This is a genomic window from Spiroplasma endosymbiont of Lasioglossum villosulum, assembly GCF_964020195.1.
Classification (GTDB): Bacteria; Bacillota_I; Bacilli_A; order Mycoplasmatales; family VBWQ01; genus Spiroplasma_E; species Spiroplasma_E ixodetis_A.
In genome coordinates this window covers 1274717-1301423 of the sequence record NZ_OZ026539.1, presented here as the reverse complement: position 1 = coordinate 1301423, position 26707 = coordinate 1274717, and the positions used below count along the sequence as shown (strand labels likewise).

The following is a 26707-nucleotide window of genomic DNA, read 5'->3' as shown; positions in this document are numbered from 1 at the left end:
TACTTTTTTAATTACAAAACAAGTCTAGTGTAAAATAATTAGGTATAGGAATATTGGGGGTGTTTATTTTATGGCATTATTAGTGGCACATCGTGGATTTCGTTCTACAGAAGGTGAAAATCGAATCATTGATTTCCAAAATGCTTTGAAAATTTGCCAAGCAGTAGAGTTTGATATTCGATTAACAAAAGATAATAAAGTAATTATTTTTCATGATGATACATTTGAAAGAATTGCCAATAATAAAAGTGAGGTTAGTAGTTTATTATATGAAGAAATTATTAATTTGGAATTTTTTAAAAATAATAAAGAATGAATTCCACCATTATTTAATGATTTTATTGAAAAATTAAGTAAAAATTATCAAATGATTAATGTTGAAATTAAAGAAGAAATTAATCGTAAATATACTTCAAATCAATTAATGGTTATTTTTTCAGAAATTAAAAAATTAGAAAAAAAAAGTAAAGCCGAAATTATTGTTTCTTCATTTAATCACCAGTTATTAAACGAAATTGTTAAAAGAATTAAATATCCTATGAAAAAAGGTTATTTATTTGAAAATAAAAATGATTTTAGTGAGAGGTATATTAAAAACTTTGATTATTTGCATCCTTCAATTTCCGTAGTTTTAGATTTTGAAATGATTAGTAAGTTAAAAAAATTAAAAAAACCGTTAAATATATGAACATTTAAGAGTGATGAAGAAGCCGTGAAGATAAATGAAATATATGGTAATCAAGTAACTGGCTATATTAGTGATAATCCTAAATTATTATGAAAGCAGAAAAATAAATAATGAAGATATTTTTAAGTAAATGTTGAAAAAGTTTTACGCACGACTTGGATAGTAAAACTATTTTGATTATTAGCATTTTAGCTTTATCTGATTTATTTGTTTTTAGTGGAGTGCTTTATTTACGATATATTATTCCCAACTTTAATCAGTATATTAATTTAAATCAAGATGAGTTTGATTTTGTTGTTGCTATTTATGGTTTTGTTGCTCTTATTTCTAGAATTCCAGGTGGTTGACTTACTGATCGTTTTAGTGCAAAAAAAATAATGATAGTATCACTTATAATAACTGGATTATGTGGTTTATGATGAACGTTAATAATTCAACTTAATATGGATAAAAATATACGAATGATTCAATTGTATATTATTTATACAATATGGGGTATTTCGATTGCGGGACTTTTTTGAGCACCACTTTGAAAATTAGTATCACAGAATGTAACAAAAGAACAACAAGGTGTTGCTTATGGTCTTGAAGGCACAGTTTTGGGATTATTTGGTTTAATTTTTATTGCTGGAATTGCAACAGGAATAACAATTTTAACTAAAAATTTACAAAATCAATATGGTCAAAATGATTTTATTACAAAAATACCATTTTTAGTTTTTGCTTATTTTATTTGTGGTATGGTATTTATAATGGCATTATTAGTTTGAATATTTATTCCTAATAAAAAACGTGAAGAAACAGAAATTATTTGAAAAGAAAAAATAATTTCACTATTTCAACCAATGAAATTTTTGCGAGTTTGACTTTGTGGTATTTTTGTTTTTGGGATGTACATGTTCCAGTCTACTTTTGCATATTATATGAAAGACGCTTTAACAGAAGTTGGTGTTACTGTTGGTGTAGTCACTATTCTTGGTGGAATTCGGTCATATGGTTTAAGATTTTTAGTTGCTAGTCCAATTGGTCGTTGAGCTGATAAGTGAAAGTCTTACGTTTTGGGTTTAATATTTTTATTATTAGTTGGAATGATTGCATGTTCTTTATATGTAGTTATCCCTGGTTGAGGTAATGCTTGATTTTTACAGTCATCAAAAGCAGTTCAAGTTTTATTTCAAGTTATAATGTGTTTACTTTTTATGTTTATTGGCTGTGTAGGTTGAGCATTATTGACGTTAAGATTTGTTCAAGTTGGAGAATTACCAATGGAAAAGAACAGTTATGCTAGTACAATATCATTAATTTCTTGAATTGCTTTTACTCCAGATGCTTGATTTAATTATGTTGCTTCAGCCATTGGAAAATTGCCAAATAATTCTTATGTGGTTGATGGTCATCAAAATTATTCATTACAGGGAATTCAAATTTTATTAATTATTGCTATCGTTTGTGTTTTAGTTGGTTTAATTGCCGGAATAATTATTTATATTTTAAATAAACGAGAGTTAAAGAAATTAAATAAAACTTCATTTCGTTTTCGTGAGTTAGGAAACGTTTAATTATTTAATTTAATTAAATGATAATGTTTTATAAAACTTGAAAATAAGTATATTAAAGATTCTTTTTATAAAAGAAAAACATATCATTATTTATATTTTCCCCTTTTTCGTTTATAATAATTTCATGAATTAATTTAGTTTGGAGGAAATATGAATATAATTCAATTAAAAAATTTAACTAAAGAATATTCTCCAAATATTGGTTGTTTTGATATTAATCTTTCAATCAACAAAGGTGAAGTTTATGGTTTTATTGGTCCTAATGGTGCTGGAAAAACTACTGTTATTAGACAAATGATAGGTTTTATTAAATCTGATAATGGCTTTGCAAAGATTTTAGATTATGATTGTTGAAAAGAATCGGCAAAAATTATGGAATCTCTTGGCTATTTAGCTGGTGAAGTAACATTGCCTAGGAATTGCTTATTTAAAGACAGTAGCTACTATTAGAAAAAATATTTCTTGGGCATATGTTGAAAAATTAATTAATTATTTTGAACTTGATGCAAAAAGAAAAATTAAAAAAATGTCTAAGGGTATGAAACAAAAAGTAGCGATTATTTCAGTTTTTATGCATAAACTAAAAGTTTTAGTTTTAGATGAACCAACTTCAGGTTTAGATCCTTTAATGCAAGAAAGGTTTAATACTTTAATTAGAAATTCTAAAAATGAAGGTGCAACAATATTTATGAGTTCCCATATTTTTGGCGAAATTGAAAATATATGTGATAAAGTTGCTATTATTAAAAAAGGGAAAATAATTTCTGAAATATCAATTAAGGAAATACAAAATTCTGCTAAGAAAAATTATGAAATTAAATTTTCAACAGTGAAAGATTATAATGATTTCTTAAATAAAAAATGAGATATTATTGAAAAAAATAATATAACAAAAGTTATTAAAGTGAATGTTTTAAGTACTAATGTTGATAAGTTTTTAAAAGAATTATCACTTTATAAAGTTGATAATTTTAAAGAATTACCATTTAGTTTAGAAGAATATTTTATTAAATTTTATAAGGATGAGGTAAATTTTAATGATTAATTTTAGATTTGTTAAATCACAATTTAAAAATGTTAAAATTCCATTAATATTATTTTTTATAATTTTATGTATTTTAATAGTTCCCATTTTAACACAAGATTATCTTGCTCCAACTATGACATTCATTGGCGAAGAACATGGAGTATCAGGTTTAGGTGGATTAGGTGGCATGACTTATCTTAATTTTGTTTTTTTTTGGTATTCCGGGGTTAATATTAATTTTTTCTTTTAGTTTAATTTTAAATCATATTTTAGTTTCTAAAGAAATTGATAAAGGTTATTTAGCTTCATGATTAACAATGCCAATGTCTAGAAAAACTATTTTAAATTCAAAACTTTTTGTTTTGCTTTCTTCAATATTAATATTATATGGTTCGGCTTTTGTTTTTCAATTAATTATTTTTCCAATTAGATTTCAAGATTTTAAACTTCAAGAATTTGGATATCTTGTTTTATATAATTTGGGTTTAATATTATTGGCTTTACTTTGAGCATCAATTAATTGAACTTTTATTAGTTACTTTAATAAGTCAGTTATTTCTCTTTCAGTAGCAACAGGTATTTCAACGGTATTTATTTTATTTCAAACAATGACATTATTCTCTTTTATTCCTGAAGTTGAGTACCTTAAATATTTTAAATATATGACAATTGCTTCTTTATTAAATTGTCCATTTAAGTTTGGTGATATTCCAAATATAACACCTGCTCCCGGTGTTACAGAAGTAACAAAAGCACCACTTTTTTCTATTAGAGCATTAGATTTTGCTTGACAATATCCAATAATGTTAATAGTACCTCTTGGTTTATTTCCATTAGGAAATTATTTTCTTATTAAAAAAGATTTATCTTTGTAAATTGATAATATTGTTTAATAAATGAGTTTAATAAAAATGTCTTTAAAAATTTAAAGACATTTTTATTTATTTAATGTCAATAAGATATTACTTTTTATTAAAATTTTTGATTTTAGTTTTTAAACTTTGGTAATTTATTAGAATTATCAATTTGTGAACCAATAGCAAATTCTTCATGACTTGTTACTTTATTTACATTTCATTTTGAAAGATCTTGGTTAAATGATGAAGCACCATAAAACATTGAATTCATGTTTGTTACATTTTTTGTATTTCATTTTGAAATATTTTCGTTAAATGTAGTGGCATTATAAAACATAAAATCCATACTTGTTACATTAGAAGTATTTCAATTTAGAATTTTTTGGTTAAATGATGAAGCACCATAAAACATTGAATTCATGTTTGTTACATTTTTTGTATTTCATTTTGAAAGGTCTTTATTAAATGCAGTGGCATTACAAAATATAGCATGCATATTTTTTACATTTAATGTATTTCATTTTGATAAATCATTATTGAATGCTGAAGCACCATAAAACATATATCCTATATTTGTCACATTTGAAACATTTCAGTTTGTAAACTTTGGGAGCGTGTCGAAGATGTCGATAACAACTCATTTCCCTTAAATAGCTCCTTTCTTTTTTAAACCCTTGAATTAAAAATAAATGACAAAAGACGAGAATAAAATTCTTGTCTTTTTTTTGTAATTGTAAAATTTTAAAATTTTTAATAACCATCTTTAACGCTATTATCAACACGTGTTAGGGAACTAAAAAAGTGAACTACAACACAGTTGTTAAAAATAGTAGCTAGCATGTGGACTTGCATGGATAAATAAAAAGTGGAGTGATACCTAATAAAATATACTAACCAGAAATGGTAATTCTTGGGGTGGGAGCGAATTGGAAACTAGTATATATAGACCTGTTGTAGGGACCTATTGTATTAATTCTATTCTTTATTTAACCAACCTTGCCACCCCCCAGTGAGCAAGTGTTGGTTTTATTTTTTATTTTTTTTGAAAATTTTTTTGGGCGAGAAAATAAATTTCAAACTTGTAAAAAAAATTGAGCGGTGCCGGTTCAATTAAAATATTAATTTATTAAACATAAATTAAATAAATATTGAATCGAATGCCTCAATGTTTTTTAAAATTTCACAATTTATTTTTGAGCCCAGTTTTCATGGAATGAATAAAACGAATAGTAGTAGTATTAATAATCTAAACATCAAAATATATGTTCTTTATGCTAGAAGCAACAGAACATATTAGGAAAGGATTATTATGCAAATAGAATTTAAAAAAGAACAAATTGTTAAAGATAAACCACAATCTATTCTTATTGATTATGGTGAATATAAATTACAATGTCCAAAATGAATGGTTAAAAATAATAGTTTTATTGCTGATGATAAATATACATATTGAGTTTTTAATTTAGAAAATATTAAAAGAGAATTAAGTGGTAATGAATTAATAAAATTATTAGAACCATATATTAAAGACCAAAAAATAACTGTTAATAAACCAACTGCTCCAAAAGAATATTATCTTAATGATATAAAACTTGAACCATTAACATTTTATGAACAGCATAATAGTTGATTTATGGGTGAAATAACAGATAACAAAACAAACATTACTAATCCTTGTTTTAAATATAACATTACGTGAGAAGAAAATAGAAAAGGCTTTAAAATAAATAATCCATATAAACATGATGATTTACCAATTAATTATATAGTTACTTCTTATAAGGAAATTTCAATTCATAATGAAAAAGTATTTTTGTTGAACATGTAAACAAAATAAATTAGATTATTTATTCTTTAATACTAATGATATAAAAACAAGAAAATATTTTTTAAGAGATAAAAATAGTAAAGCGATTTATTATGACTGTATTTTAAATATTAGGTTAAGTAGGAGGTATAAATATGGATAAAGAATATTTAACTAAAAGAGGAACGATTTGCATACCAGACAGTGATGATATTGAATTTAAAATAGTACTAATTAAACTGATTGATGATTTAAAAAAAGATAATTTAGTTTGTGGTCATAAAGAATTTATTGAAGAATGTAAATATTGTTGATGTAATTGTGATTTAGAAATTATTAAAACAGTTATTAGAGGTTAACTTAATTAATGCAATATGATTTAATTATTGGAATTGACCCCGCTGGAATTGGTAATAATGGAATTGTTATATATTCAAATGAAACTAATAATATTGTTTTTAATGAAACATTCAATACATTAACTGTTTTATGAACTAAAAATATGTATAAAGAAAAATTTCAATTAATTAAAGAAAAATTTATTGATAAAAAAATATTAGTTATTGTAGAAAATTTCTTTTTAAATTCAAAACAATTACTAACTAATCCATTATCAACGCCTAAAATCATTGGTGCATTAATGGTATTAGTTCAAGATGTTTTCAACTGAGATTATCTAGAAAACCAACCAAAAAATAAAAATAAAATAACAAATTATAAAGGAAATATAAAATTAACAAAACATGAACAAGATGCTTATAAGCATATTCAATATTATTTAAAAAATCATAAAAAAATATTAATTTTTGATAATTATTTAAGGAAATTATAAACATGAAAGATAAAGCAAATTATGTCAAATTAACAGTAAAACTAAGTAATACTATTGAAGCAAAATATTACGAAAAAGGTAATAAAGAATTATATTATAGTGTTAGAGGTCAATGAAATGGATTAAACTATGTTACTTTAATTTTTAACAACCCAAAATTTTATAGACGCTGTATTTTATTAAACAAAAACGATGAAATTATAGTAACTGGTCAAATTTTTAATACTTTAAATATTCCTAAAAATCGTGCATTTTGTTCAATAAATGTTAAATGATTTAAAAAATGAAAAGAGTAAAAAAATGATATTATGAAAAATTTTATTAATAGTACCAATATTAATAACAAGCATAACACTAATAATATTTTTAATATTTATTATTAAAGAATTAAAAAATGAATATAAAGTATTAAAAATATTAAGTGAAATTGCTAATCAAATTAAAAATAAGGAGAATAATTAATGATAATATTACCTACTTTGTTTGAAAATAAAGATGAAATTGAAATATTATCACCATTTCCAAAAGCAATTCATACAAGTAATGATATTAGAACAATTATTTTAAGACAATACCCAAATGTTAAATCAAAACACATAATTGTTTCTGACCCAGAAAGTAATGTTGCATTAATAGTTGGTGATAATGATGTTTATCAAGGTTGAATTAAAGTAACAGTTAAAAAATTAGAAAATTAAAAAAATTAAAATTAGAATTCATGAATTTGAATTATATGATTATCAAGTAAATACTTTATTAGATATTGTAAGAGAAATGTTAAAAGCAAATAAAGGAGAATAGAAATGGAAACAAATAATTATACATTAACAAAAATAATACGCTCTTCAATAAGTCCTTTAAGTGCAATGATTGGTACAAGTGCTTATTATGGTCAAGTAATAAGTAATCCAGTATTAGGTTCAATTAATAGTTTATTATTTTGTAAAAAATTAGGTTTAGATATATGAAATTTAAATCAAAGACCAAATACTAAAACTAAATGCTGAGTTATACTTGTAAGTGCAAGTAAATAAAATTGCAAAAAATTCTCATATAAAAATTTCATAATGCTAAATTTAGTTTAGAAAAAAGTAAGGAGTTTTTATATGAGTTATAAACATCTTGGCATAGATGAAAGGATTTATATTGAGAATCAATTGAAATTTAAATTTAAAATTAGTGAAATAGCTAAAAATCTTAATCGAAGTATTAGTACTATTATTCGAGAAATTAATAGAAATAAAGATAATAATCATTATTTTTCATTAATTGCACAAAATAAAGCTGAAAATCGAAAACAATCACATATTAGTTTTCATAAGTTTAAAAATAAGAATTTAGTAAAATATGTACAACAAAAATTACTATTAGGTTGATCACCTGAACAAATTTATGGCAGAATTAAAAATTTTCATAAAGAGTGAGTTATTAGTTTTAAAACAATTTATACTTGAATTTATTTTGGAATGCTTGATAAAGTTACTAGTAAAAATTTAAGAAGAAAAGGTAAAAAACGAAAATCTAAAGAAAATCGTGGCAAGTTTAATGGTAAATCAATTAAAGAACGAGATATAAATGTTAATGATCGTATAACACTTGGTCATTGAGAAGGAGATACTATAGTATCATCACGAGGTAAAAGCAAATCATGTTTAATAACTTTAGTTGAAAGAGTATCACGATTTACTTTAGCAATATTAGTTAAAAACAGAACTACTAAAGTTATTAATAAAAATGTTAGTTATTATTTATCAATTCTTCCTAAAAACATTGTTAAAACTATTACTTTTGATCGTGGCAAAGAATTTTCAAATTGACAACAACTTGAAAAAAATTTAGATATAAAAATTTATTTTGCCAATCCATATTCACCTTGACAAAGAGGTACTAATGAAAATACTAATGGTTTAATTAGAGAAAAATTTCCTAAAAAATTTATTTTTTCAAAAACTAATAAAAATGAAGTTCATAAATTTATATTGTCTTTAAACCAAAGACCAAGAAAAATACTAAATTATCTTTCACCAATCGAATATTTGGATAGAAAAATAATTTAGTTGCACTTACCTTTACAATTTAGCAAATTAATTAATAGTTCTAAAAAAATTTTATTAGGTTTAGGAACAATTGGTTTAGCAAATTATAGTAAATGAACAGAAAATAATATTAATCCTATTATTCCAACAACACCAATGCCAATAACTACTACAACTACAACTGAGGGTCCTCCATGATTATTATTAAATAAACAAGAACATCAGTCATTAATGGATTGAGATACTTATATTTCATTAAATGCTTATGGTATTTCAAATTTATTAGGTATTAACTGAGTTAATACCTAATAAATTTGAAGCGATAAGAAAGATTTGTAATATGGCTACTGGTGGATGTTTAATATCAAGTGGTGTTGCAATGGGAATTAATAATGATTTTAATAATGCTTATGCAGTACCTACTATTATTGCTGGTGCAAGTGAAATAATCAATAATTTACTACCTATGGAAACAACACATCATAATCAAGAAATGCAAGAAACATCATTTAATGATGAAACTACAAGATTAATTAATGATAATAGATTTACTATTAATAGTGAAACAACTAGTCAATACGGTAGTGATAATATGAGCGAAGTACCATTAAATAATGATAATGCTTCATTAAATTGAGATTATAATCACATGAGTTTATAAAGGAGGTGAATAATTTATGAATAAAGAAAAAATAATTGAATATTATAATCAGGAAATAAAAACATATAAAGAAAGAATAGAAGAATTCAATAAAGAAATATCTGTATTAGTAGAAATTATAAGTAATTCACAATCAATGATTGAAAGAATTAATGGTGGTCAATTTGATGAATAATTAAAAATAAACAATTGAAAGGAAAATATTCAGATGAAAGAATTTTTACATGAATTAATAATTATTGGAACAAGTGTTGGAACATTAATTTGCAGAGAAATTATTGTTTTATTAAAAAGATTTATCACAACTCCAAAACATGTTAGAGCAAATAACAAAATTATAAAACATCAAAAAAAATTAGCAAAATTAAATGAAAAAATTAATAAAGAAAATAAATAATAAAGGGTGATGTAAATGTTAGAAAATGAAGATAATGTTCAACAAACAACTGAACCTTTAACTGAAAATAATGCTCAACAAGAAATAGAAAATAAAGTTAATGAAGCAGAAAATAAGTTAAATAAACTTAATCAAGAAATTAAAGAAAAAGAAATAATTAATATATTTAAAAAATATCAAGTTAAAACTGAATTTTATGATTTTTTAAAATTTAAAACTAATAATTTAGAAAATTCAAAAATTGAAGAAACTATTAAAAAAATTATTAAAGAACAACCAGTATTTAAAGAAATAATTAATACAGGTGGTAAACAACAAACAATAATAACAAATCAACAAAATTCAATAAAAAGTACATTATTGGATTATAAAAAAAATAATAATTTATAACAGAAAGGAAATCAAAAAATGGCAATACAATTCAATAAAAATTTAGATAATACCGAAAAATTAGTAGAAGCACCAGAGTTTATAGAATTTTATAAACAATCAAATTCACCATGAGCAAGTTTTTTTCCTATCGAAATGGTTAATTCAACAAAAATTGAATTTATAGTTAAAAAACCAAAAAATTTAGAAATTAAAGTATTAAAATGAAATGATAAAAGCAAAGGATTAGATGTTAGTTATGCTGAAACTGTTAAAATTTTAAAAGAAATTAAAGAAGAAGCGGTTGCGGGTGAAATAATTGCTAATGTTGATTTAAATGCTGAAAATGGACAAAATTTATTAAATACAATGCAATATGAAGTTGCTAATGACTTAGCAGATTATTTAGCAAATAATGATACAAATGTAATTGCAAAATATGCAACTAAAATAGATATTACTGATAAAACACCATTAGGATATTTAAAATCAATGTTAGATGCTTGAAATACTTTATTTCAACTAAGAAATAGTAATAATTGTCGTTTTTTTATTACTAATAATCTTTATGATACTATTGTTTATTTAGCCAATAATAAAGGTCTAATTACTGATAATCAAATTGCTCAACAATTAAGATTAAATGGAAATGATTTATACATCAAAGGTGTACTATGTCAAATTGTAATGGATGATTATATGACATTTACTGATAATAATGAAACTAAAATTATGTCTTTTGTTTTAGCAACACCAAGAGCAATGAAAAGATATATGTTACAAAATACAGTTGTATATGTTCAAGATATTGCTGATGGTAAAGTTGGAAGAAGATATTTAGTTGGTGGAGAAGTAACTGGTGAATCAATACCCTATATAACAGATGAAGAAACAACTTCACGCTGAATGTTATGTGCAATTGTTAATAATGATAAAAATGATTTAAAAACTAAAATTACAAGTTTAACAACTGATATTACTGCAAATGTTAATAACAATAATAGTGAATTAAATACACAAATAAAAAGTACTAATGAACTTAAATCATTAAATCCTAATTTAACAAATCCAACTATTAAATATTTTAGTGATGCACAAGGAAAAACTAATGTAAGTAATCAAAAACAAAAAGCAGGTGACTTATATATAACCATTACTGCTAATGTTAATGACTTAAATTATAAAGGAACAACAAATCCAATTAAAATAACTCTTAAATAAAGGAAATTAATATTATGCCAATCGGTACAACTAGTACAGCAATACTTTTAAACATAAATAAACCAAAACATACTAGAACAAGTAACCAACAAGAAAACAAAAGTTTTTGATGAGAAATTTTAGAAATGATTGGTGTACAAGTTATAGCAGTAGCACTTGCTCCTTTTACTGGTGGATTAAGTGAAAGTGTAGCCCTTGGATTAGGTGCAAGTGATTTAATTGCTAGTATTAGTGCTGTTGGTGTAGAATTTTTAACTGATTTTACTATTAATCAAGTTTATGATTATTTAAAAGGAAATGTAACACCATTAAATACTTTTTTTAATATATTACCAGCATTTGCTGGACTTAATAAAATTAGTCGTGGTTATCGTACAACTAAATTTATTAAGTTAGCACAAAAAACTAAAACATTAGAACAAGTTGGTATTAAAGAAGCAAAAAACTTACAAGAAATTATTAGTCAAGTAAGTGGAAAAGAAATTTTAACAGATAAAATTATTGGTAATAAACGTTATTTAATGAAGTATAGTTTTACTCCTAATCGTGAAACAGTATTACGAGATTTAGGATATGTTGCTGAAAGACAATATAAGAATAATTTTCAAAAACTAGAAACAGAAAAATTAATGGAACACTTATTATTACAAAATACATTAATAAAACTAAGTCCACAATTAACTCCTAAATTTAAAATTAAAGATATTGAAAAAGCAAATAACTTTTTTAAAAAATTTAATACTGATTTAAAAGAAGTATTAAAAATGAATCAACATGATTGATTAAATTTAGTTCATACAATACATACAGAAAATAGATATGGAAAAACTTTAATTTTAGATTTACAAAAAATTCGTGCTAATGCTATTAAATTTAATTTTAAAAATAATGTTATTCATCAACTTGTTTTAAAAGCAAATCAAACTTTTAAATATTTTGATATTAAATTTTATTTAAAAAAAGGTTTAAATAAATTTTGAAAAGATACACCATATTTTGAAAAAATACGAGAAAGTATATATAAATTACAAGAAAAATTTGAAAAGTTAGAAAAACAAGTATTTGAAAAAATTCAGAAATTAAAAGAAAAAGCAACTGATTTATTTACTAGTGCAGAAAAAAGAGCAATTAAACACGCACAATTAATTCCATTAAATTCACCAGTATTTATGGGTTGTAAAATTCAACCTTTGTCATTAGATAAATGTGCAATTACTATTTATCATTGTAATCCTAAGTATAAACCAATTACAGTTGTTGATAGTATTCTTAAAGCAAAAACTTTTGTTACTCAAATACATCCATTTCATTGATATCGTTGATATAGTGGTTGATACATTGGTTATGGAGTTAATCATAATAAATGATTAAAAGCAATAGCATTTGCTCCACCAGTGGTACAACAAGTAATTAGAGATAGTTTTAAAGTATATAGAGAAATATTTAGAACTATTAGAACTTATCATAAAGTAGTAAATATTATTAATAATCCTATTGAAAATATTAACAAATCATTTAAAAATGTTGGTTTAAAATTTAGTGTTAATACTTTATTTGGTACTGGATTATTACATCATTTAGAAAAATTTGCATATAGTCAAGTTGTAACAAAAAGTAAGAAAAATTTAAAAAAAGGTAAAAATAAAATACAAAAAGAAATTGAACATATAACACATAAAAAAACAAAAAAACATACTCATCATTATAAACAAGCATTTTTTAAGGAATGATAAATTATGATTAATAAACTTTGAACTGATGTCAGTCTTGAAAATTATAATAACTGATATCCATTAACTGGAAAAATTACAGAAACGCCACAGCAATATATACAAACATGACCAAATGCTAATGATTGATTTAAAACATTTGCTATTCGTGCTCAAAATGATATTAATGCTTATCTTAATTTTATTTTATCTAAATTTCCTTTTGATAGTTTTAAAGATGAATTAATTAAAGAAACATTAAGAGATATGGTTTATGTAATGGTAGAACATTGAGTATTTAATCGTACACCAATTGAATTTAATGTTGATGCTACTATTCAATTTAATAATGGTAATCAATTTAGTGCAAGTAGTATTCCTACAATTAATGTTTGAGATTTAGCACCTAGTAGAATGAAAATATGGGCAAGACTAACAGAATTAAAACAAATATTTTCAAGTTATAATGATGATGAAATAGATGTTGAAAAAATTGACTTAAAAGCATTTTATACTAGAAATCAAGTTGATGAATTAATTGAACAACAAAAAGAATTTACATTATTAAAACAAATTAAATTATATGATGATTTAGTTGATGATAATGAAAATGAAATATATAGAGGTCCTGTTAGTAAATTTATTAATAAAGGTTATGTTGCAACTGATTATGATAAAGAAACTGAAACAATGATTTTAGATTGACCTGATGAAATTGGTACATTACCCCCCGAAGCATTACAAAATAATCCACAAATTGGTGATTATACACATGCACCAACTTGTGATTTTTCTGCTAAACAACAAAAACGAATTACTACTAATGAAAATGAAATTACCAAATTAAATACTGAATTAATTAAAGCAAATGAAAATATTAATGATGTTAAAAATAATTGATTTAATATTGAAACTAGTCCTTTATGAAAAAAAGTTGAAAATAATAATATAGAAATATTTAAATGATATTTTATTAAAATCAGTTATCAATATTTAACAGAAAATAACTTTATGAAATTTTATAAAGTAATTAAAATTTATTTAAATAATGTTTTTAATGAATTTGAATTGCTAAATGTTGATTCCATGACGTATAGTGAACAAATCCAAAATAAAAGAATTTTAAATACCGGAACGATTTACTATGACAATAGAAATAAAAAATTTAGGGGTGATGGTAATTCCTATCCTGAACATGGAAAAATTAATTTAATTGGTGATATAGAAGAAATATATCAATATCAAGGAATAGATACACCAACTGAATTTATAACAGAAGAAAGTACTGAACATGATTATTACACAAAACTAGAAACTAATAATTTATTAGATAAAAAGCAAAATATCAATGATGATGCTTTACAAACAGTTTCTAAACAAATCGTTCCTGCAATTAATGAAATCAATAATAAAATTCCTAATTTATCTGATTATTATAAAAAAGAAGAAGTAGATAAAAAATTAGACAATAAAATGGATAAAGACCAATTCAAATATGCTTTTTCTATAAATACTATTGGTACTGAAATTCCTAATTTAGAAACTACTGATAAAACTGTTGCTGGTGCTATTAATGAATTAAAAGAAAAAATAAAAGATAAAAAATTTTCAAATGATTATTTTAAATATAATACTGAAACAAATGAAATTGCATTAAATGATGAAGAAAATTCATTACTTTGTAAAGATTTATTAGAAAATAATGAATATAAATTATTAAAAACTCAAAATAAAAAATTATTACAAGCCATTAATGAAATATTAGAAAAACAACCACAACCCAGTCCAAGTGGTTCAAATTGAAAAGAAGTAGGTAAAGTCGTAGTAGATAAAAATAATATTACACATATAGAATATATATTTAAAGATAAAACACATTATAGAATATATTATAGTTTTGGTGATTATACTAGTAAAGAAAATAATAAAAATTATAGTTGACAAATAATTAATTTTTATTATCAATTAGATACAAATGTTTTAAAAAGTAGTTTATGAATATCAAATAATAATGTTAATGCGGATACTGAAATTAATATTTATAATAATAGAATAATGTGGGGTATGGGTAGAGATTATATTTTTAAAAAATTAGAAGAATTACAGGAATAATATTATGTTTTTTAAAATTATAAAAATTATTTTAGGTTTAATTGGAGTAATTCTATCATCTGCAACTGCTGGCTTAATTATATTTATTATTGTCAAAATTATATTAAAAATTAATCAAATATTTTAAAGAAAGGTGGTAAATATTATGTTAGGTAGATTTTTTAGAAGAGATAAAACAAATACTAGTGATAATCAAAATGAAAAAGTAAAATTTTTAACTAATAAACACAAAAGTACGCATGCTTCAATTTTAAATTATTTTGGTTTTAATGATTTTAATCATGAGACATATTTTACTGATTTTGTGGCAGAAAATAATGCTAATTTATATAATGCTCCATTAGAAATAAATAATGAAACTATTAAACAATACTTAATTCAACAAGAATTTTACAGAAAAAATTGAAATTCTATTTTTAAATTAAGTAAATTAGGAATTAGTGGTTATTTAATTTATATTGCTAATGATGACTTATATTTTCAAGTAGTAGATATTCAACAAAGAGTTTATGATATTACTGGTAAATTAATTCAATGTACTATTTTTTATGATAGTTATAAACAAAATGCGCAAACTGTAAGATTATTTGAAGTTTATACGTTAAACAATGAACAAGTAACAATTAATCGTGCAATTTATAGTATTAATGATAATAAAAAACAATTTCCATTAGATTTTAAATCATTCATTAATAACCCTAATTTAGCACAAGAACAAACACTAAATATTAAGTATATACCAATAGCAATTATGCGAAATAAAGCAAATGAATTAGCAGATTGTGATAAAGTAATGGATAAAATTAAAGCATTAGATGTTATTTATGAACAAATTGTTTTAGATACTATTTTAAACTCACCAAAGTTTATTTTTAGTCAAACTTATGGTAATGTTCAATCAAGATTAGAAGAAGCAGTAAGAACATTAGTTACTAAAAACTACATATTTAAAAGTGGTGGAGATAATAATGAACAAAACGAAAATATCAATATGACAAATAGTAATTTTAAAGGTAAAAATTTAACTGATATATATGATTGAAATGTTAATGAAATATTTAAACGTTGTGGTATTCATATACCAAGTCAAAAGAAATCAGCACAACAATCAGTTCCCGAAAGTACAGCAGTAAATATTTCAACTATTAATTATATTGAACAAAAATTATGACAATTTAATATTGATATTCTTAAATTTATTCAAATATTAGTACGTTTAGATAAAGACTTATTAAATAGTAAAACATTTAATATTAATGATGAACAAGAAATTAATAATTTAACAGTTAAGTTAAAATTATTTAATCCAGAAAATAACCAATTAATAGGAGAGAACAATGGAAAACAACAACAAACCACAAACGAAGTTTCCACAGAAACAAACTAAACTTAATCAAGCAGAAGTAGAAAATGATTATTTAATTGATAATATTCCTTATGACTTTACTAATATGATGCGCGCTACTAGTGACCCAGATATTAATAGAGCATATGATGAATTTAAACTAAGAACTTTATATATTTATGAAATTGAACGTTTATTTAAAAATAATGAAAATAATAGTTTAAGATTTTCAGCAAATACTATTAAAATAGGTTTTATTGATATTGAAAAAGTATTAAAAACTACTGCTGTTGAAACATCAGACTTTACTATGCAATTAAATCAAAGAGCAAGTACTAATATTAATGATAATACTATTGAATATAGTATGACTGATATTAAAAATTTAATATTTCAAGAAATAAATTTATTAAATCAATTTAAATTGTATGCTGTGTCTATTAATGAACCATTAACTGAAAATAATATTGATAATTTATATATTATTAATAATTATTCACAACCTTATCAAAACCCAAAAACAAGAAGTACTAAAAGTATTACTATTATTAAAATTAAAGATTTTAAAACAAGAGATGGTTATCCAATCATTATTAAATTACAAAAACCATTAGATAAAGATACAAAAGTTATTGGTTTAAAAATTAAAGCCCCTAGAAGCATGATTTTTGGCAATATAAAGGTACTTGGTGAAGTTGATAATATGGAAGTATACCCAAAGTTATTTGTTAAAGATAAGATAGCATTTCCGCTATTATCAATGCCTATTGAAACTCAACCAAAAGTTAGAATATTACAACAATGATTTAGTGAACAAATCTTACCTTGAAATTTAGCAAAACAATTTATTGGACAAGAAAAATCAGTTTTAGATTTAATTAAAATTAGTAGTGGTTCTGTAACAAGAAGAGAAGTTATTAAAAATGCAAGAGTAACTCATGCTTGATTAGGATATGAGTTTAGTAATGTTTTAGGTGGTAAATGACCATTAAAAAGTCAAAAAGAATTAAAGGATAAAGAAGTTTGAGATTTTGTGGGTGAAAGTCAATTTTATCAATATGTTGTAACTAATAATAGATTTGATGACATTGAAATTGAAATTAAAGATGCACCAACTAATGATAGTTTACAACAATTATTATTAGATATGCTAAGTTACACATATAACTACAATAGAAATTTTGATGGTGCTACCTATAAAGATAATGGTAAACCGGATAATAAAATTGCAAAGTTAAAAGAAAAATTTGAAGGACAAAAACCTGATGATGTTATTACTAATTTATTTAAACAATGAAAATTAGATTATCCAGATTATATTAATTTAGAACAAGTTAACATTTTTAAACAAATATTTATTATGTTATCAAATAATATTTATTCTAGTATGTCTATTAATAAAGGTTTAAATGATGATAATAAAATTTTGTTACCATACTATTTTGAATTAAAATCAAGTCCAATACATCCTAGTGAAAATGATACTTGACAATTTAAAGACGTAAAAGTTATATTAAAATCTGCATATTTTGATTTTATAGATATAAATAATATTAAATTAAAAAATAATGATATTAGTCAAAATGAATTATTTAAACTTGATGATAATCAATTTAATTGATTATCTATTACAAACGAATTAGAAAGTAATAATATACCTTCATTAATTCCTGCTGACTGAACATTAGGTAATGGTGAATATGGAAAATACTTTACAAGAGCAATTATTGATAAAAGTAAAATTAAAAATGCTTTAAATTTATACGGTTCAAATAAATCTCAATTATTTTCTAAATTAGAATTTTATAAAGAAATTGCACAAATTGATAATACTAGTGAATTTGAATTACAAATAGAAAATCCGATTAATAATTTAAATCGGATTGAAATTAGCGGTATATTTGGTGCTGGTAATTATGATTTTATTTTAATTACTGATAAACAAGAAATAAACTTACAAAATATTAATTTATTTGATAAATATAATGAAAATATTTCTTATATAAATTTAGAAATTTAATTATCAAAATATCCTTCAGGATAAACACCATCCCATTTTATGTCATCACTATTTTCTGGTCTAATGTCAAAATGTAATTCTATTTTATGTTTATCATTTGTTTTATGTGACCATATAGTTGTTCCAGCCCCCCCAGTAAACATTATACTGATGTCCTAAATAATATTGTAAATCATTAGTTTTATGATGTGATATTGAACCAATTATTAAACCAGTTACTCCACTTACTGCACCAGTTAGTGCTAATGCTAATGTTATTTTACTTAAATTTGTTTTTATTCATGTTTTCATATTAAATTACTCCTTTTTTCCTTGATTTTATTTATAAATTGTACTATTTTTGATTATTTTTACAAGTATGCTTTTAAATGCAAAATAACGCCTAAATTAAAGTCGTTTATTTTGTGATACCTATACTATTAACTATATTTAAATTGTTTATTATATGGCAAATGTGAAGATGCTTTTTTTCACAGTAGCATTATTTTTACCCCTAATTACATTTTTATATGGATACAGTACATAAAATAAAGCATCATATGGGTCTTGGTACATATTTTTGTCTGGAATGTTAGTTTTGGTTTGGTCATAACGTAATTCTTCTAAACATTGAGTAGTCTTTGGTAAATCATTTTTATTTGCATAAAAGTTTCCATAACTCATAATGTTTCTCATTCAAACTACTCTATTAGTTAATCCTGCTTCTTGATTTAAATTTGAAGCATGTTTAATAGCAGTTTGTGTGATTAAAATAGTATTATGTTCATCTATTAATTTTTGATTTAATCAATCAATGGCAGTTCGTGCTTTATCATCATAAAAATAAATTGCTTGTTCAAAATTTTCAAAATTATCAATTAATCCTAAAATTTCATTAACATAAGCATTAATTTTTTCATTTTCATTTATAAAATGATTTGGAGTAACTACTAATTCACAAATAATATAAGCATCATAATAACCAGTATTATTATATTCTTTAAAACCCACTACTATAAATACAGTATGGTCTTTATGACCAGTTGCTCAATCCACACCAACTGAATAAAAATCAAATTTATACATATCTTTTTTTGAATTATAAAATTCTTTTAAATCATATGGTTGTCAGCACTTTACAGTTTTTTGAAATGGGAAAATTGTTGCATCACTATCTAAAAATTCAAAACCATAAAAAACAGTATTAAATTCATCAGGATTACTTTTTTTCATTTCTAATAATGTTCTTTTTTGAATATCTGGTAATTTATTTCAAAATGGTTGAATAGTAAATCTTAAAACAAATAAACCTAAACCACTAAACATATCTTGATTTTCATAATAAATTTTGCCATTTTTTTTAAGATTTTCCATCACTTTATCATTTAATGGTAAAAATGGCGTACAGTATTTTAAATAAAATGGATGATATTTATCATAAGGATTACATGTAAAAGTAATAAAGAAACTTTTATAAAAAAAGCGAGTAATCTTTTTTCCAAAATTAGGACTATATATATTTTTATCAATAAACGTTCAACTTCATTCTTTAATAGGTTCTTTTGATACTTTAATACGATTACTTCTAAACATAGAGTTTTGTAAACGTTCATATCGATATGTTAATTGCTTTTCAGTTAATGTTTCTTTTTCTTCTGCCATAATAATTTCATCTGTTCTTGAACCTAAAAAACTTGAACCACCTGCTTCTTTTCCAAAAATCTTATTACCATTAGTATAACCAATAAAGTCAATTTGTTGATTATTAGGAAAAATAATACAACCACCATCCTTAGTTATTTTTCATTTAATACCATGTGGATTATTAGGTAATAAATTAATATTATATTCATCTAATAAAACTTGACAAACATTCATTAAAGCGCCAATTGTAGTTTCATTATGAGTATTTTCATAGCGTCTTACTTCTTGAACACTACTATCACTAAAATTACAACATATAAATAAATCAAATGCTAAGCAGTTTCATGTTTTTCTTGTTCCACGTGCTGTTGGTATAAAACGATAAAAACAATTAGTAGTAAAATATTCTGCTCATTCATCACCAACAAATGCTTTAAAAATATCTCAACTAAAACCATAATTATTATCACTAAAATTAAGATTATATTTTTTATTCAGTTGTGCATAACTACTAATAAAAGCCATATTTTACTCCCTAATTTTTATAAACAATACAATTAAATTATTAACAAACAAAATTTTGAAAGGAACATTAAAAATGTTAAAACTACCATTCGTAAATCATTTTGATTGAGACAAACACTATTTTAATCAAGATGAATTAAATTTACAACAAACAGAAGAATTATTTAAAGAAATAGATGATTATTTATGAAGTACATGTAATAAATCTGAATATAAATCATATAGATTTAGAAAAAGAAAATTAAAAACAAAAAAAGGTTTATTAAATTATAAACGACGTATTTGTATACATTATAACCCAAAAACACAAAAAAAGGAATTTGTTTCATTGCTAGATAACTATCTTGGTGTTAAAAAGTATAGTAAATTAGCACCAGATGTTATTAAACAAATTTTAAAATATTTTGCTGATGATAAAAAGTATCGTGATGTTTGTGATACTTTTATTGAAGATTTAATAAGTAATAGTACAGTTTGCAGAACATATCAAAAATTTGAATTACCAAAAGTTAATATTCCTAAAATAGTATTACAACCAAATCAAACTTTATATATAAATATTGATGATGGTCATAGAAAATTTAAGTTTAATGAAAAACACAATACTAAAAATTGTAAAAAATGTTCTATGAGATTAATAGTATTTTGTACTGGTAAAAAGAAAAATGGAAAATTAATTAATAAAAGAGCGGCATGTAAAATAAGAGTATCAAAAACAGAAATTGGTGCTGAAAAAACTGCAAAATTAATTGAAAAATATGGTAATTTATTTTTTGAAAATTTTGAACAAGCAAATTTAGTAGTTTGTGGAGATAGCGCAAAATGAATTAGAAAAACTGCTACAATTTTAAATGCTAAATTTATTTTAGATAAATTCCATGCTTTTCATGTTTTATTTCTTGGTATAATGGCTGGAAGAAGAAAAAATAAAATTGCTAAATTACACTATCAAAATGCAATAAATTTATTTGAAAAAGGTCAATATTATGAATTAATTGATTTTTTACAATCATTAACTTTGCAATATAAAAAATTAAAAGTTGGTTATTTTATTAATGCAAAAGATGGTGTATTAAACCAAGCACTAGTTGAAAATATTGGTTGCTTTACTGAAACAAATATTAAACAAATTTTAAAGCATATGATTGGTGATAGAACCTATAACATTGATATGTATACAAAAATGGTTAATTTTAAATGCTATCAAATAAATACAGTAATACAATTATTATAATTAAAAATCCCTAAATTAGGGATTTGCCTAAGAGACCACGTACTTTACATACGCTTAGTAATCATAACGGTATACGGTTTATCTTAAAGGACTTTATTACATTATAACATATTAAAAACTTATTAAAATTAATTTTAATAAGAATTTTTGAGTTATAAAATTAAGTATTATTATTGACTAATATTTTTCAAGTGTTAAGATTAACATACAATTGCATATTGAAGTCAAAATTATTCTCGTCTAAACCTATAATTTAAAGACAAATTTGAATATTATTGACAACATCGGTACGCTCCCACTTTGGGAGCGTGTCGAAGATGTCGATAACAACTCATTTCCCTTAAATAGCTCCTTTCTTTTTTAAACCCTTGAATTAAAAATAAATGACAAAAGACGAGAATAAAATTCTTGTCTTTTTTTTGTAATTGTAAAATTTTAAAATTTTTAATAACCATCTTTAACGCTATTATCAACACGTGTTAGGGAACTAAAAAAGTGAACTACAACACAGTTGTTAAAAATAGTAGCTAGCATGTGGACTTGCATGGATAAATAAAAAGTGGAGTGATACCTAATAAAATATACTAACCAGAAATGGTAATTCTTGGGGTGGGAGCGAATTGGAAACTAGTATATATAGACCTGTTGTAGGGACCTATTGTATTAATTCTATTCTTTATTTAACCAACCTTGCCACCCCCCAGTGAGCAAGTGTTGGTTTTATTTTTTATTTTTTTTGAAAATTTTTTTGGGCGAGAAAATAAATTTCAAACTTGTAAAAAAAATTGAGCGGTGCCGGTTCAATTAAAATATTAATTTATTAAACATAAATTAAATAAATATTGAATCGAATGCCTCAATGTTTTTTAAAATTTCACAATTTATTTTTGAGCCCAGTTTTCATGGAATGAATAAAACGAATAGTAGTAGTATTAATAATCTAAACATCAAAATATATGTTCTTTATGCTAGAAGCAACAGAACATATTAGGAAAGGATTATTATGCAAATAGAATTTAAAAAAGAACAAATTGTTAAAGATAAACCACAATCTATTCTTATTGATTATGGTGAATATAAATTACAATGTCCAAAATGAATGGTTAAAAATAATAGTTTTATTGCTGATGATAAATATACATATTGAGTTTTTAATTTAGAAAATATTAAAAGAGAATTAAGTGGTAATGAATTAATAAAATTATTAGAACCATATATTAAAGACCAAAAAATAACTGTTAATAAACCAACTGCTCCAAAAGAATATTATCTTAATGATATAAAACTTGAACCATTAACATTTTATGAACAGCATAATAGTTGATTTATGGGTGAAATAACAGATAACAAAACAAACATTACTAATCCTTGTTTTAAATATAACATTACGTGAGAAGAAAATAGAAAAGGCTTTAAAATAAATAATCCATATAAACATGATGATTTACCAATTAATTATATAGTTACTTCTTATAAGGAAATTTCAATTCATAATGAAAAAGTATTTTTGTTGAACATGTAAACAAAATAAATTAGATTATTTATTCTTTAATACTAATGATATAAAAACAAGAAAATATTTTTTAAGAGATAAAAATAGTAAAGCGATTTATTATGACTGTATTTTAAATATTAGGTTAAGTAGGAGGTATAAATATGGATAAAGAATATTTAACTAAAAGAGGAACGATTTGCATACCAGACAGTGATGATATTGAATTTAAAATAGTACTAATTAAACTGATTGATGATTTAAAAAAAGATAATTTAGTTTGTGGTCATAAAGAATTTATTGAAGAATGTAAATATTGTTGATGTAATTGTGATTTAGAAATTATTAAAACAGTTATTAGAGGTTAACTTAATTAATGCAATATGATTTAATTATTGGAATTGACCCCGCTGGAATTGGTAATAATGGAATTGTTATATATTCAAATGAAACTAATAATATTGTTTTTAATGAAACATTCAATACATTAACTGTTTTATGAACTAAAAATATGTATAAAGAAAAATTTCAATTAATTAAAGAAAAATTTATTGATAAAAAAATATTAGTTATTGTAGAAAATTTCTTTTTAAATTCAAAACAATTACTAACTAATCCATTATCAACGCCTAAAATCATTGGTGCATTAATGGTATTAGTTCAAGATGTTTTCAACTGAGATTATCTAGAAAACCAACCAAAAAATAAAAATAAAATAACAAATTATAAAGGAAATATAAAATTAACAAAACATGAACAAGATGCTTATAAGCATATTCAATATTATTTAAAAAATCATAAAAAAATATTAATTTTTGATAATTATTTAAGGAAATTATAAACATGAAAGATAAAGCAAATTATGTCAAATTAACAGTAAAACTAAGTAATACTATTGAAGCAAAATATTACGAAAAAGGTAATAAAGAATTATATTATAGTGTTAGAGGTCAATGAAATGGATTAAACTATGTTACTTTAATTTTTAACAACCCAAAATTTTATAGACGCTGTATTTTATTAAACAAAAACGATGAAATTATAGTAACTGGTCAAATTTTTAATACTTTAAATATTCCTAAAAATCGTGCATTTTGTTCAATAAATGTTAAATGATTTAAAAAATGAAAAGAGTAAAAAAATGATATTATGAAAAATTTTATTAATAGTACCAATATTAATAACAAGCATAACACTAATAATATTTTTAATATTTATTATTAAAGAATTAAAAAATGAATATAAAGTATTAAAAATATTAAGTGAAATTGCTAATCAAATTAAAAATAAGGAGAATAATTAATGATAATATTACCTACTTTGTTTGAAAATAAAGATGAAATTGAAATATTATCACCATTTCCAAAAGCAATTCATACAAGTAATGATATTAGAACAATTATTTTAAGACAATACCCAAATGTTAAATCAAAACACATAATTGTTTCTGACCCAGAAAGTAATGTTGCATTAATAGTTGGTGATAATGATGTTTATCAAGGTTGAATTAAAGTAACAGTTAAAAAATTAGAAAATTAAAAAAATTAAAATTAGAATTCATGAATTTGAATTATATGATTATCAAGTAAATACTTTATTAGATATTGTAAGAGAAATGTTAAAAGCAAATAAAGGAGAATAGAAATGGAAACAAATAATTATACATTAACAAAAATAATACGCTCTTCAATAAGTCCTTTAAGTGCAATGATTGGTACAAGTGCTTATTATGGTCAAGTAATAAGTAATCCAGTATTAGGTTCAATTAATAGTTTATTATTTTGTAAAAAATTAGGTTTAGATATATGAAATTTAAATCAAAGACCAAATACTAAAACTAAATGCTGAGTTATACTTGTAAGTGCAAGTAAATAAAATTGCAAAAAATTCTCATATAAAAATTTCATAATGCTAAATTTAGTTTAGAAAAAAGTAAGGAGTTTTTATATGAGTTATAAACATCTTGGCATAGATGAAAGGATTTATATTGAGAATCAATTGAAATTTAAATTTAAAATTAGTGAAATAGCTAAAAATCTTAATCGAAGTATTAGTACTATTATTCGAGAAATTAATAGAAATAAAGATAATAATCATTATTTTTCATTAATTGCACAAAATAAAGCTGAAAATCGAAAACAATCACATATTAGTTTTCATAAGTTTAAAAATAAGAATTTAGTAAAATATGTACAACAAAAATTACTATTAGGTTGATCACCTGAACAAATTTATGGCAGAATTAAAAATTTTCATAAAGAGTGAGTTATTAGTTTTAAAACAATTTATACTTGAATTTATTTTGGAATGCTTGATAAAGTTACTAGTAAAAATTTAAGAAGAAAAGGTAAAAAACGAAAATCTAAAGAAAATCGTGGCAAGTTTAATGGTAAATCAATTAAAGAACGAGATATAAATGTTAATGATCGTATAACACTTGGTCATTGAGAAGGAGATACTATAGTATCATCACGAGGTAAAAGCAAATCATGTTTAATAACTTTAGTTGAAAGAGTATCACGATTTACTTTAGCAATATTAGTTAAAAACAGAACTACTAAAGTTATTAATAAAAATGTTAGTTATTATTTATCAATTCTTCCTAAAAACATTGTTAAAACTATTACTTTTGATCGTGGCAAAGAATTTTCAAATTGACAACAACTTGAAAAAAATTTAGATATAAAAATTTATTTTGCCAATCCATATTCACCTTGACAAAGAGGTACTAATGAAAATACTAATGGTTTAATTAGAGAAAAATTTCCTAAAAAATTTATTTTTTCAAAAACTAATAAAAATGAAGTTCATAAATTTATATTGTCTTTAAACCAAAGACCAAGAAAAATACTAAATTATCTTTCACCAATCGAATATTTGGATAGAAAAATAATTTAGTTGCACTTACCTTTACAATTTAGCAAATTAATTAATAGTTCTAAAAAAATTTTATTAGGTTTAGGAACAATTGGTTTAGCAAATTATAGTAAATGAACAGAAAATAATATTAATCCTATTATTCCAACAACACCAATGCCAATAACTACTACAACTACAACTGAGGGTCCTCCATGATTATTATTAAATAAACAAGAACATCAGTCATTAATGGATTGAGATACTTATATTTCATTAAATGCTTATGGTATTTCAAATTTATTAGGTATTAACTGAGTTAATACCTAATAAATTT

Annotated in this window: 41 protein-coding genes; 37 read left to right on the top strand and 4 right to left on the bottom strand. The window is 23.0% G+C overall.

Features of this window, described 5'->3' with window-relative positions:
• Positions 1-70: 70 nt before the first annotated feature.
• The 6 genes from AACK81_RS07465 to AACK81_RS07440 all read left to right on the top strand — a co-directional run bounded on the left by AACK81_RS07465 (position 71) and on the right by AACK81_RS07440 (position 4149).
• A complete protein-coding gene (locus AACK81_RS07465; RefSeq protein ID WP_281748966.1) occupies positions 71-799 on the top strand; it encodes a glycerophosphodiester phosphodiesterase family protein in 729 nt (242 codons plus the stop codon).
• On the top strand, positions 799-2247 hold the full coding sequence (locus tag AACK81_RS07460) for an MFS transporter (RefSeq protein ID WP_338961115.1): 1449 nt from the start codon (positions 799-801) through the stop codon (positions 2245-2247). The genes AACK81_RS07465 and AACK81_RS07460 overlap by 1 nt, the downstream gene beginning before the upstream one ends.
• A gap of 150 nt (positions 2248-2397) precedes the next feature.
• Entirely contained in the window at positions 2398-2697 is a 300-nt protein-coding gene (locus tag AACK81_RS07455; RefSeq protein ID WP_338961113.1) for an ATP-binding cassette domain-containing protein, read from the top strand.
• Positions 2666-3292: an AAA family ATPase gene (locus AACK81_RS07450; RefSeq protein ID WP_338963056.1), complete on the top strand. Its 627-nt coding sequence runs from the start codon at positions 2666-2668 to the stop codon at positions 3290-3292. Before AACK81_RS07455 ends, AACK81_RS07450 begins: the two co-directional genes overlap by 32 nt.
• On the top strand, positions 3285-3524 hold the full coding sequence (locus tag AACK81_RS07445) for a hypothetical protein (RefSeq protein ID WP_338961111.1): 240 nt from the start codon (positions 3285-3287) through the stop codon (positions 3522-3524). Before AACK81_RS07450 ends, AACK81_RS07445 begins: the two co-directional genes overlap by 8 nt.
• Positions 3457-4149, top strand: coding sequence for an ABC transporter permease subunit (locus AACK81_RS07440; protein WP_338961110.1), 693 nt, complete (start codon positions 3457-3459; stop codon positions 4147-4149). The genes AACK81_RS07445 and AACK81_RS07440 overlap by 68 nt, the downstream gene beginning before the upstream one ends.
• A 112-nt stretch (positions 4150-4261) precedes the next feature.
• Here the strand turns inward: AACK81_RS07440 and AACK81_RS07435 are convergent, their stop codons facing one another.
• Positions 4262-4711, bottom strand: coding sequence for a BspA family leucine-rich repeat surface protein (locus AACK81_RS07435; RefSeq protein WP_338961108.1), 450 nt, complete (start codon positions 4709-4711; stop codon positions 4262-4264).
• A gap of 729 nt (positions 4712-5440) precedes the next feature.
• On the opposite strand from AACK81_RS07435, the gene AACK81_RS07430 reads away from it, so the two are divergent.
• The 20 genes from AACK81_RS07430 (at position 5441) to AACK81_RS07335 (ending at position 18640) form a co-directional block, all read left to right on the top strand.
• Positions 5441-5959, top strand: coding sequence for a hypothetical protein (locus AACK81_RS07430; RefSeq protein WP_281748867.1), 519 nt, complete (start codon positions 5441-5443; stop codon positions 5957-5959).
• Positions 5931-6101, top strand: coding sequence for a hypothetical protein (locus AACK81_RS07425; RefSeq protein WP_338961106.1), 171 nt, complete (start codon positions 5931-5933; stop codon positions 6099-6101). The genes AACK81_RS07430 and AACK81_RS07425 overlap by 29 nt, the downstream gene beginning before the upstream one ends.
• On the top strand, positions 6094-6297 hold the full coding sequence (locus AACK81_RS07420) for a hypothetical protein (RefSeq protein ID WP_281748866.1): 204 nt from the start codon (positions 6094-6096) through the stop codon (positions 6295-6297). Before AACK81_RS07425 ends, AACK81_RS07420 begins: the two co-directional genes overlap by 8 nt.
• Before the next feature lie 8 nt (positions 6298-6305).
• Positions 6306-6770 carry a hypothetical protein gene (locus AACK81_RS07415; RefSeq protein ID WP_281748671.1) on the top strand — a complete coding sequence of 155 codons (465 nt, stop codon included), beginning with the start codon at positions 6306-6308 and terminating at the stop codon, positions 6768-6770.
• A 2-nt stretch (positions 6771-6772) separates the two neighbouring features.
• Positions 6773-7066, top strand: coding sequence for a hypothetical protein (locus AACK81_RS07410; RefSeq protein WP_281748863.1), 294 nt, complete (start codon positions 6773-6775; stop codon positions 7064-7066).
• 4 nt (positions 7067-7070) lie between these two features.
• Entirely contained in the window at positions 7071-7232 is a 162-nt protein-coding gene (locus AACK81_RS07405) for a hypothetical protein (RefSeq protein WP_174480223.1), read from the top strand.
• Complete coding sequence (locus AACK81_RS07400; RefSeq protein ID WP_338961103.1) at positions 7232-7468, top strand: hypothetical protein; 237 nt, start codon at positions 7232-7234, stop codon at positions 7466-7468. The genes AACK81_RS07405 and AACK81_RS07400 overlap by 1 nt, the downstream gene beginning before the upstream one ends.
• A 105-nt stretch (positions 7469-7573) precedes the next feature.
• Positions 7574-7804, top strand: coding sequence for a hypothetical protein (locus AACK81_RS07395; RefSeq protein WP_338961101.1), 231 nt, complete (start codon positions 7574-7576; stop codon positions 7802-7804).
• Positions 7805-7876: 72 nt separating this feature from the next.
• Positions 7877-8827 (top strand): IS30 family transposase, encoded by a 951-nt coding sequence (locus tag AACK81_RS07390; RefSeq protein WP_338960236.1) that lies wholly within the window; start codon positions 7877-7879, stop codon positions 8825-8827.
• Positions 8828-9115, top strand: coding sequence for a hypothetical protein (locus AACK81_RS07385; protein ID WP_338961099.1), 288 nt, complete (start codon positions 8828-8830; stop codon positions 9113-9115). It begins immediately after the preceding gene.
• A 31-nt stretch (positions 9116-9146) separates the two neighbouring features.
• The gene (locus AACK81_RS07380) at positions 9147-9467 is read left to right on the top strand and encodes a hypothetical protein (protein ID WP_338961097.1); all 321 of its coding nucleotides are present in this window, start codon (positions 9147-9149) and stop codon (positions 9465-9467) included.
• Between the two features lie 16 nt (positions 9468-9483).
• Positions 9484-9642, top strand: a complete 159-nt coding sequence (locus AACK81_RS07375) for a hypothetical protein (protein ID WP_281749444.1) — start codon at positions 9484-9486, stop codon at positions 9640-9642.
• 33 nt (positions 9643-9675) lie between these two features.
• On the top strand, positions 9676-9864 hold the full coding sequence (locus AACK81_RS07370; RefSeq protein ID WP_174480113.1) for a hypothetical protein: 189 nt from the start codon (positions 9676-9678) through the stop codon (positions 9862-9864).
• Between the two features lie 15 nt (positions 9865-9879).
• On the top strand, positions 9880-10254 hold the full coding sequence (locus AACK81_RS07365) for a hypothetical protein (RefSeq protein WP_338961095.1): 375 nt from the start codon (positions 9880-9882) through the stop codon (positions 10252-10254).
• Between the two features lie 18 nt (positions 10255-10272).
• Positions 10273-11454: a hypothetical protein gene (locus AACK81_RS07360; RefSeq protein WP_338961093.1), complete on the top strand. Its 1182-nt coding sequence runs from the start codon at positions 10273-10275 to the stop codon at positions 11452-11454.
• Between the two features lie 14 nt (positions 11455-11468).
• Positions 11469-13187, top strand: a complete 1719-nt coding sequence (locus tag AACK81_RS07355; RefSeq protein ID WP_338961092.1) for a hypothetical protein — start codon at positions 11469-11471, stop codon at positions 13185-13187.
• A gap of 3 nt (positions 13188-13190) precedes the next feature.
• The gene (locus AACK81_RS07350) at positions 13191-15275 is read left to right on the top strand and encodes a hypothetical protein (protein ID WP_338961090.1); all 2085 of its coding nucleotides are present in this window, start codon (positions 13191-13193) and stop codon (positions 15273-15275) included.
• A gap of 4 nt (positions 15276-15279) precedes the next feature.
• Positions 15280-15402 (top strand): hypothetical protein, encoded by a 123-nt coding sequence (locus tag AACK81_RS07345; protein WP_255495924.1) that lies wholly within the window; start codon positions 15280-15282, stop codon positions 15400-15402.
• An 18-nt stretch (positions 15403-15420) separates the two neighbouring features.
• On the top strand, positions 15421-16662 hold the full coding sequence (locus tag AACK81_RS07340; protein WP_338961089.1) for a hypothetical protein: 1242 nt from the start codon (positions 15421-15423) through the stop codon (positions 16660-16662).
• Positions 16613-18640, top strand: coding sequence for a hypothetical protein (locus tag AACK81_RS07335; protein WP_338961087.1), 2028 nt, complete (start codon positions 16613-16615; stop codon positions 18638-18640). Before AACK81_RS07340 ends, AACK81_RS07335 begins: the two co-directional genes overlap by 50 nt.
• Here AACK81_RS07335 and AACK81_RS07330 read toward each other — a convergent pair.
• The 3 genes from AACK81_RS07330 to AACK81_RS07320 form a co-directional block, all read right to left on the bottom strand.
• The gene (locus AACK81_RS07330) at positions 18637-18783 is read right to left on the bottom strand and encodes a hypothetical protein (protein ID WP_338961086.1); all 147 of its coding nucleotides are present in this window, start codon (positions 18781-18783) and stop codon (positions 18637-18639) included. The two genes, AACK81_RS07335 and AACK81_RS07330, sit on opposite strands and share 4 nt — an antisense overlap.
• Positions 18743-18931: a hypothetical protein gene (locus AACK81_RS07325; RefSeq protein ID WP_338961085.1), complete on the bottom strand. Its 189-nt coding sequence runs from the start codon at positions 18929-18931 to the stop codon at positions 18743-18745. Before AACK81_RS07325 ends, AACK81_RS07330 begins: the two co-directional genes overlap by 41 nt.
• Before the next feature lie 150 nt (positions 18932-19081).
• Positions 19082-20788, bottom strand: a complete 1707-nt coding sequence (locus tag AACK81_RS07320) for a hypothetical protein (RefSeq protein WP_338961083.1) — start codon at positions 20786-20788, stop codon at positions 19082-19084.
• Between the two features lie 73 nt (positions 20789-20861).
• Between AACK81_RS07320 and AACK81_RS07315 the strand changes: the two genes are divergently transcribed.
• From AACK81_RS07315 to AACK81_RS07265, 11 genes are all read left to right on the top strand, one after another.
• Entirely contained in the window at positions 20862-22022 is a 1161-nt protein-coding gene (locus AACK81_RS07315) for an Mbov_0401 family ICE element transposase-like protein (protein WP_338961082.1), read from the top strand.
• Between the two features lie 1003 nt (positions 22023-23025).
• Positions 23026-23544, top strand: coding sequence for a hypothetical protein (locus tag AACK81_RS07310; protein WP_281748867.1), 519 nt, complete (start codon positions 23026-23028; stop codon positions 23542-23544).
• Positions 23516-23686 carry a hypothetical protein gene (locus AACK81_RS07305; protein ID WP_338961106.1) on the top strand — a complete coding sequence of 57 codons (171 nt, stop codon included), beginning with the start codon at positions 23516-23518 and terminating at the stop codon, positions 23684-23686. Before AACK81_RS07310 ends, AACK81_RS07305 begins: the two co-directional genes overlap by 29 nt.
• On the top strand, positions 23679-23882 hold the full coding sequence (locus AACK81_RS07300) for a hypothetical protein (RefSeq protein ID WP_281748866.1): 204 nt from the start codon (positions 23679-23681) through the stop codon (positions 23880-23882). The genes AACK81_RS07305 and AACK81_RS07300 overlap by 8 nt, the downstream gene beginning before the upstream one ends.
• Before the next feature lie 8 nt (positions 23883-23890).
• Positions 23891-24355, top strand: coding sequence for a hypothetical protein (locus tag AACK81_RS07295; protein ID WP_281748671.1), 465 nt, complete (start codon positions 23891-23893; stop codon positions 24353-24355).
• 2 nt (positions 24356-24357) lie between these two features.
• Positions 24358-24651 carry a hypothetical protein gene (locus AACK81_RS07290; protein ID WP_281748863.1) on the top strand — a complete coding sequence of 98 codons (294 nt, stop codon included), beginning with the start codon at positions 24358-24360 and terminating at the stop codon, positions 24649-24651.
• Between the two features lie 4 nt (positions 24652-24655).
• Complete coding sequence (locus tag AACK81_RS07285) at positions 24656-24817, top strand: hypothetical protein (RefSeq protein ID WP_174480223.1); 162 nt, start codon at positions 24656-24658, stop codon at positions 24815-24817.
• On the top strand, positions 24817-25053 hold the full coding sequence (locus tag AACK81_RS07280; protein ID WP_338961103.1) for a hypothetical protein: 237 nt from the start codon (positions 24817-24819) through the stop codon (positions 25051-25053). Before AACK81_RS07285 ends, AACK81_RS07280 begins: the two co-directional genes overlap by 1 nt.
• Positions 25054-25158: 105 nt before the next feature.
• Positions 25159-25389, top strand: coding sequence for a hypothetical protein (locus tag AACK81_RS07275; protein ID WP_338961101.1), 231 nt, complete (start codon positions 25159-25161; stop codon positions 25387-25389).
• A 72-nt stretch (positions 25390-25461) separates the two neighbouring features.
• Positions 25462-26412: an IS30 family transposase gene (locus tag AACK81_RS07270; RefSeq protein ID WP_338960236.1), complete on the top strand. Its 951-nt coding sequence runs from the start codon at positions 25462-25464 to the stop codon at positions 26410-26412.
• On the top strand, positions 26413-26700 hold the full coding sequence (locus tag AACK81_RS07265) for a hypothetical protein (RefSeq protein WP_338961099.1): 288 nt from the start codon (positions 26413-26415) through the stop codon (positions 26698-26700).
• Positions 26701-26707: the final 7 nt, after the last annotated feature.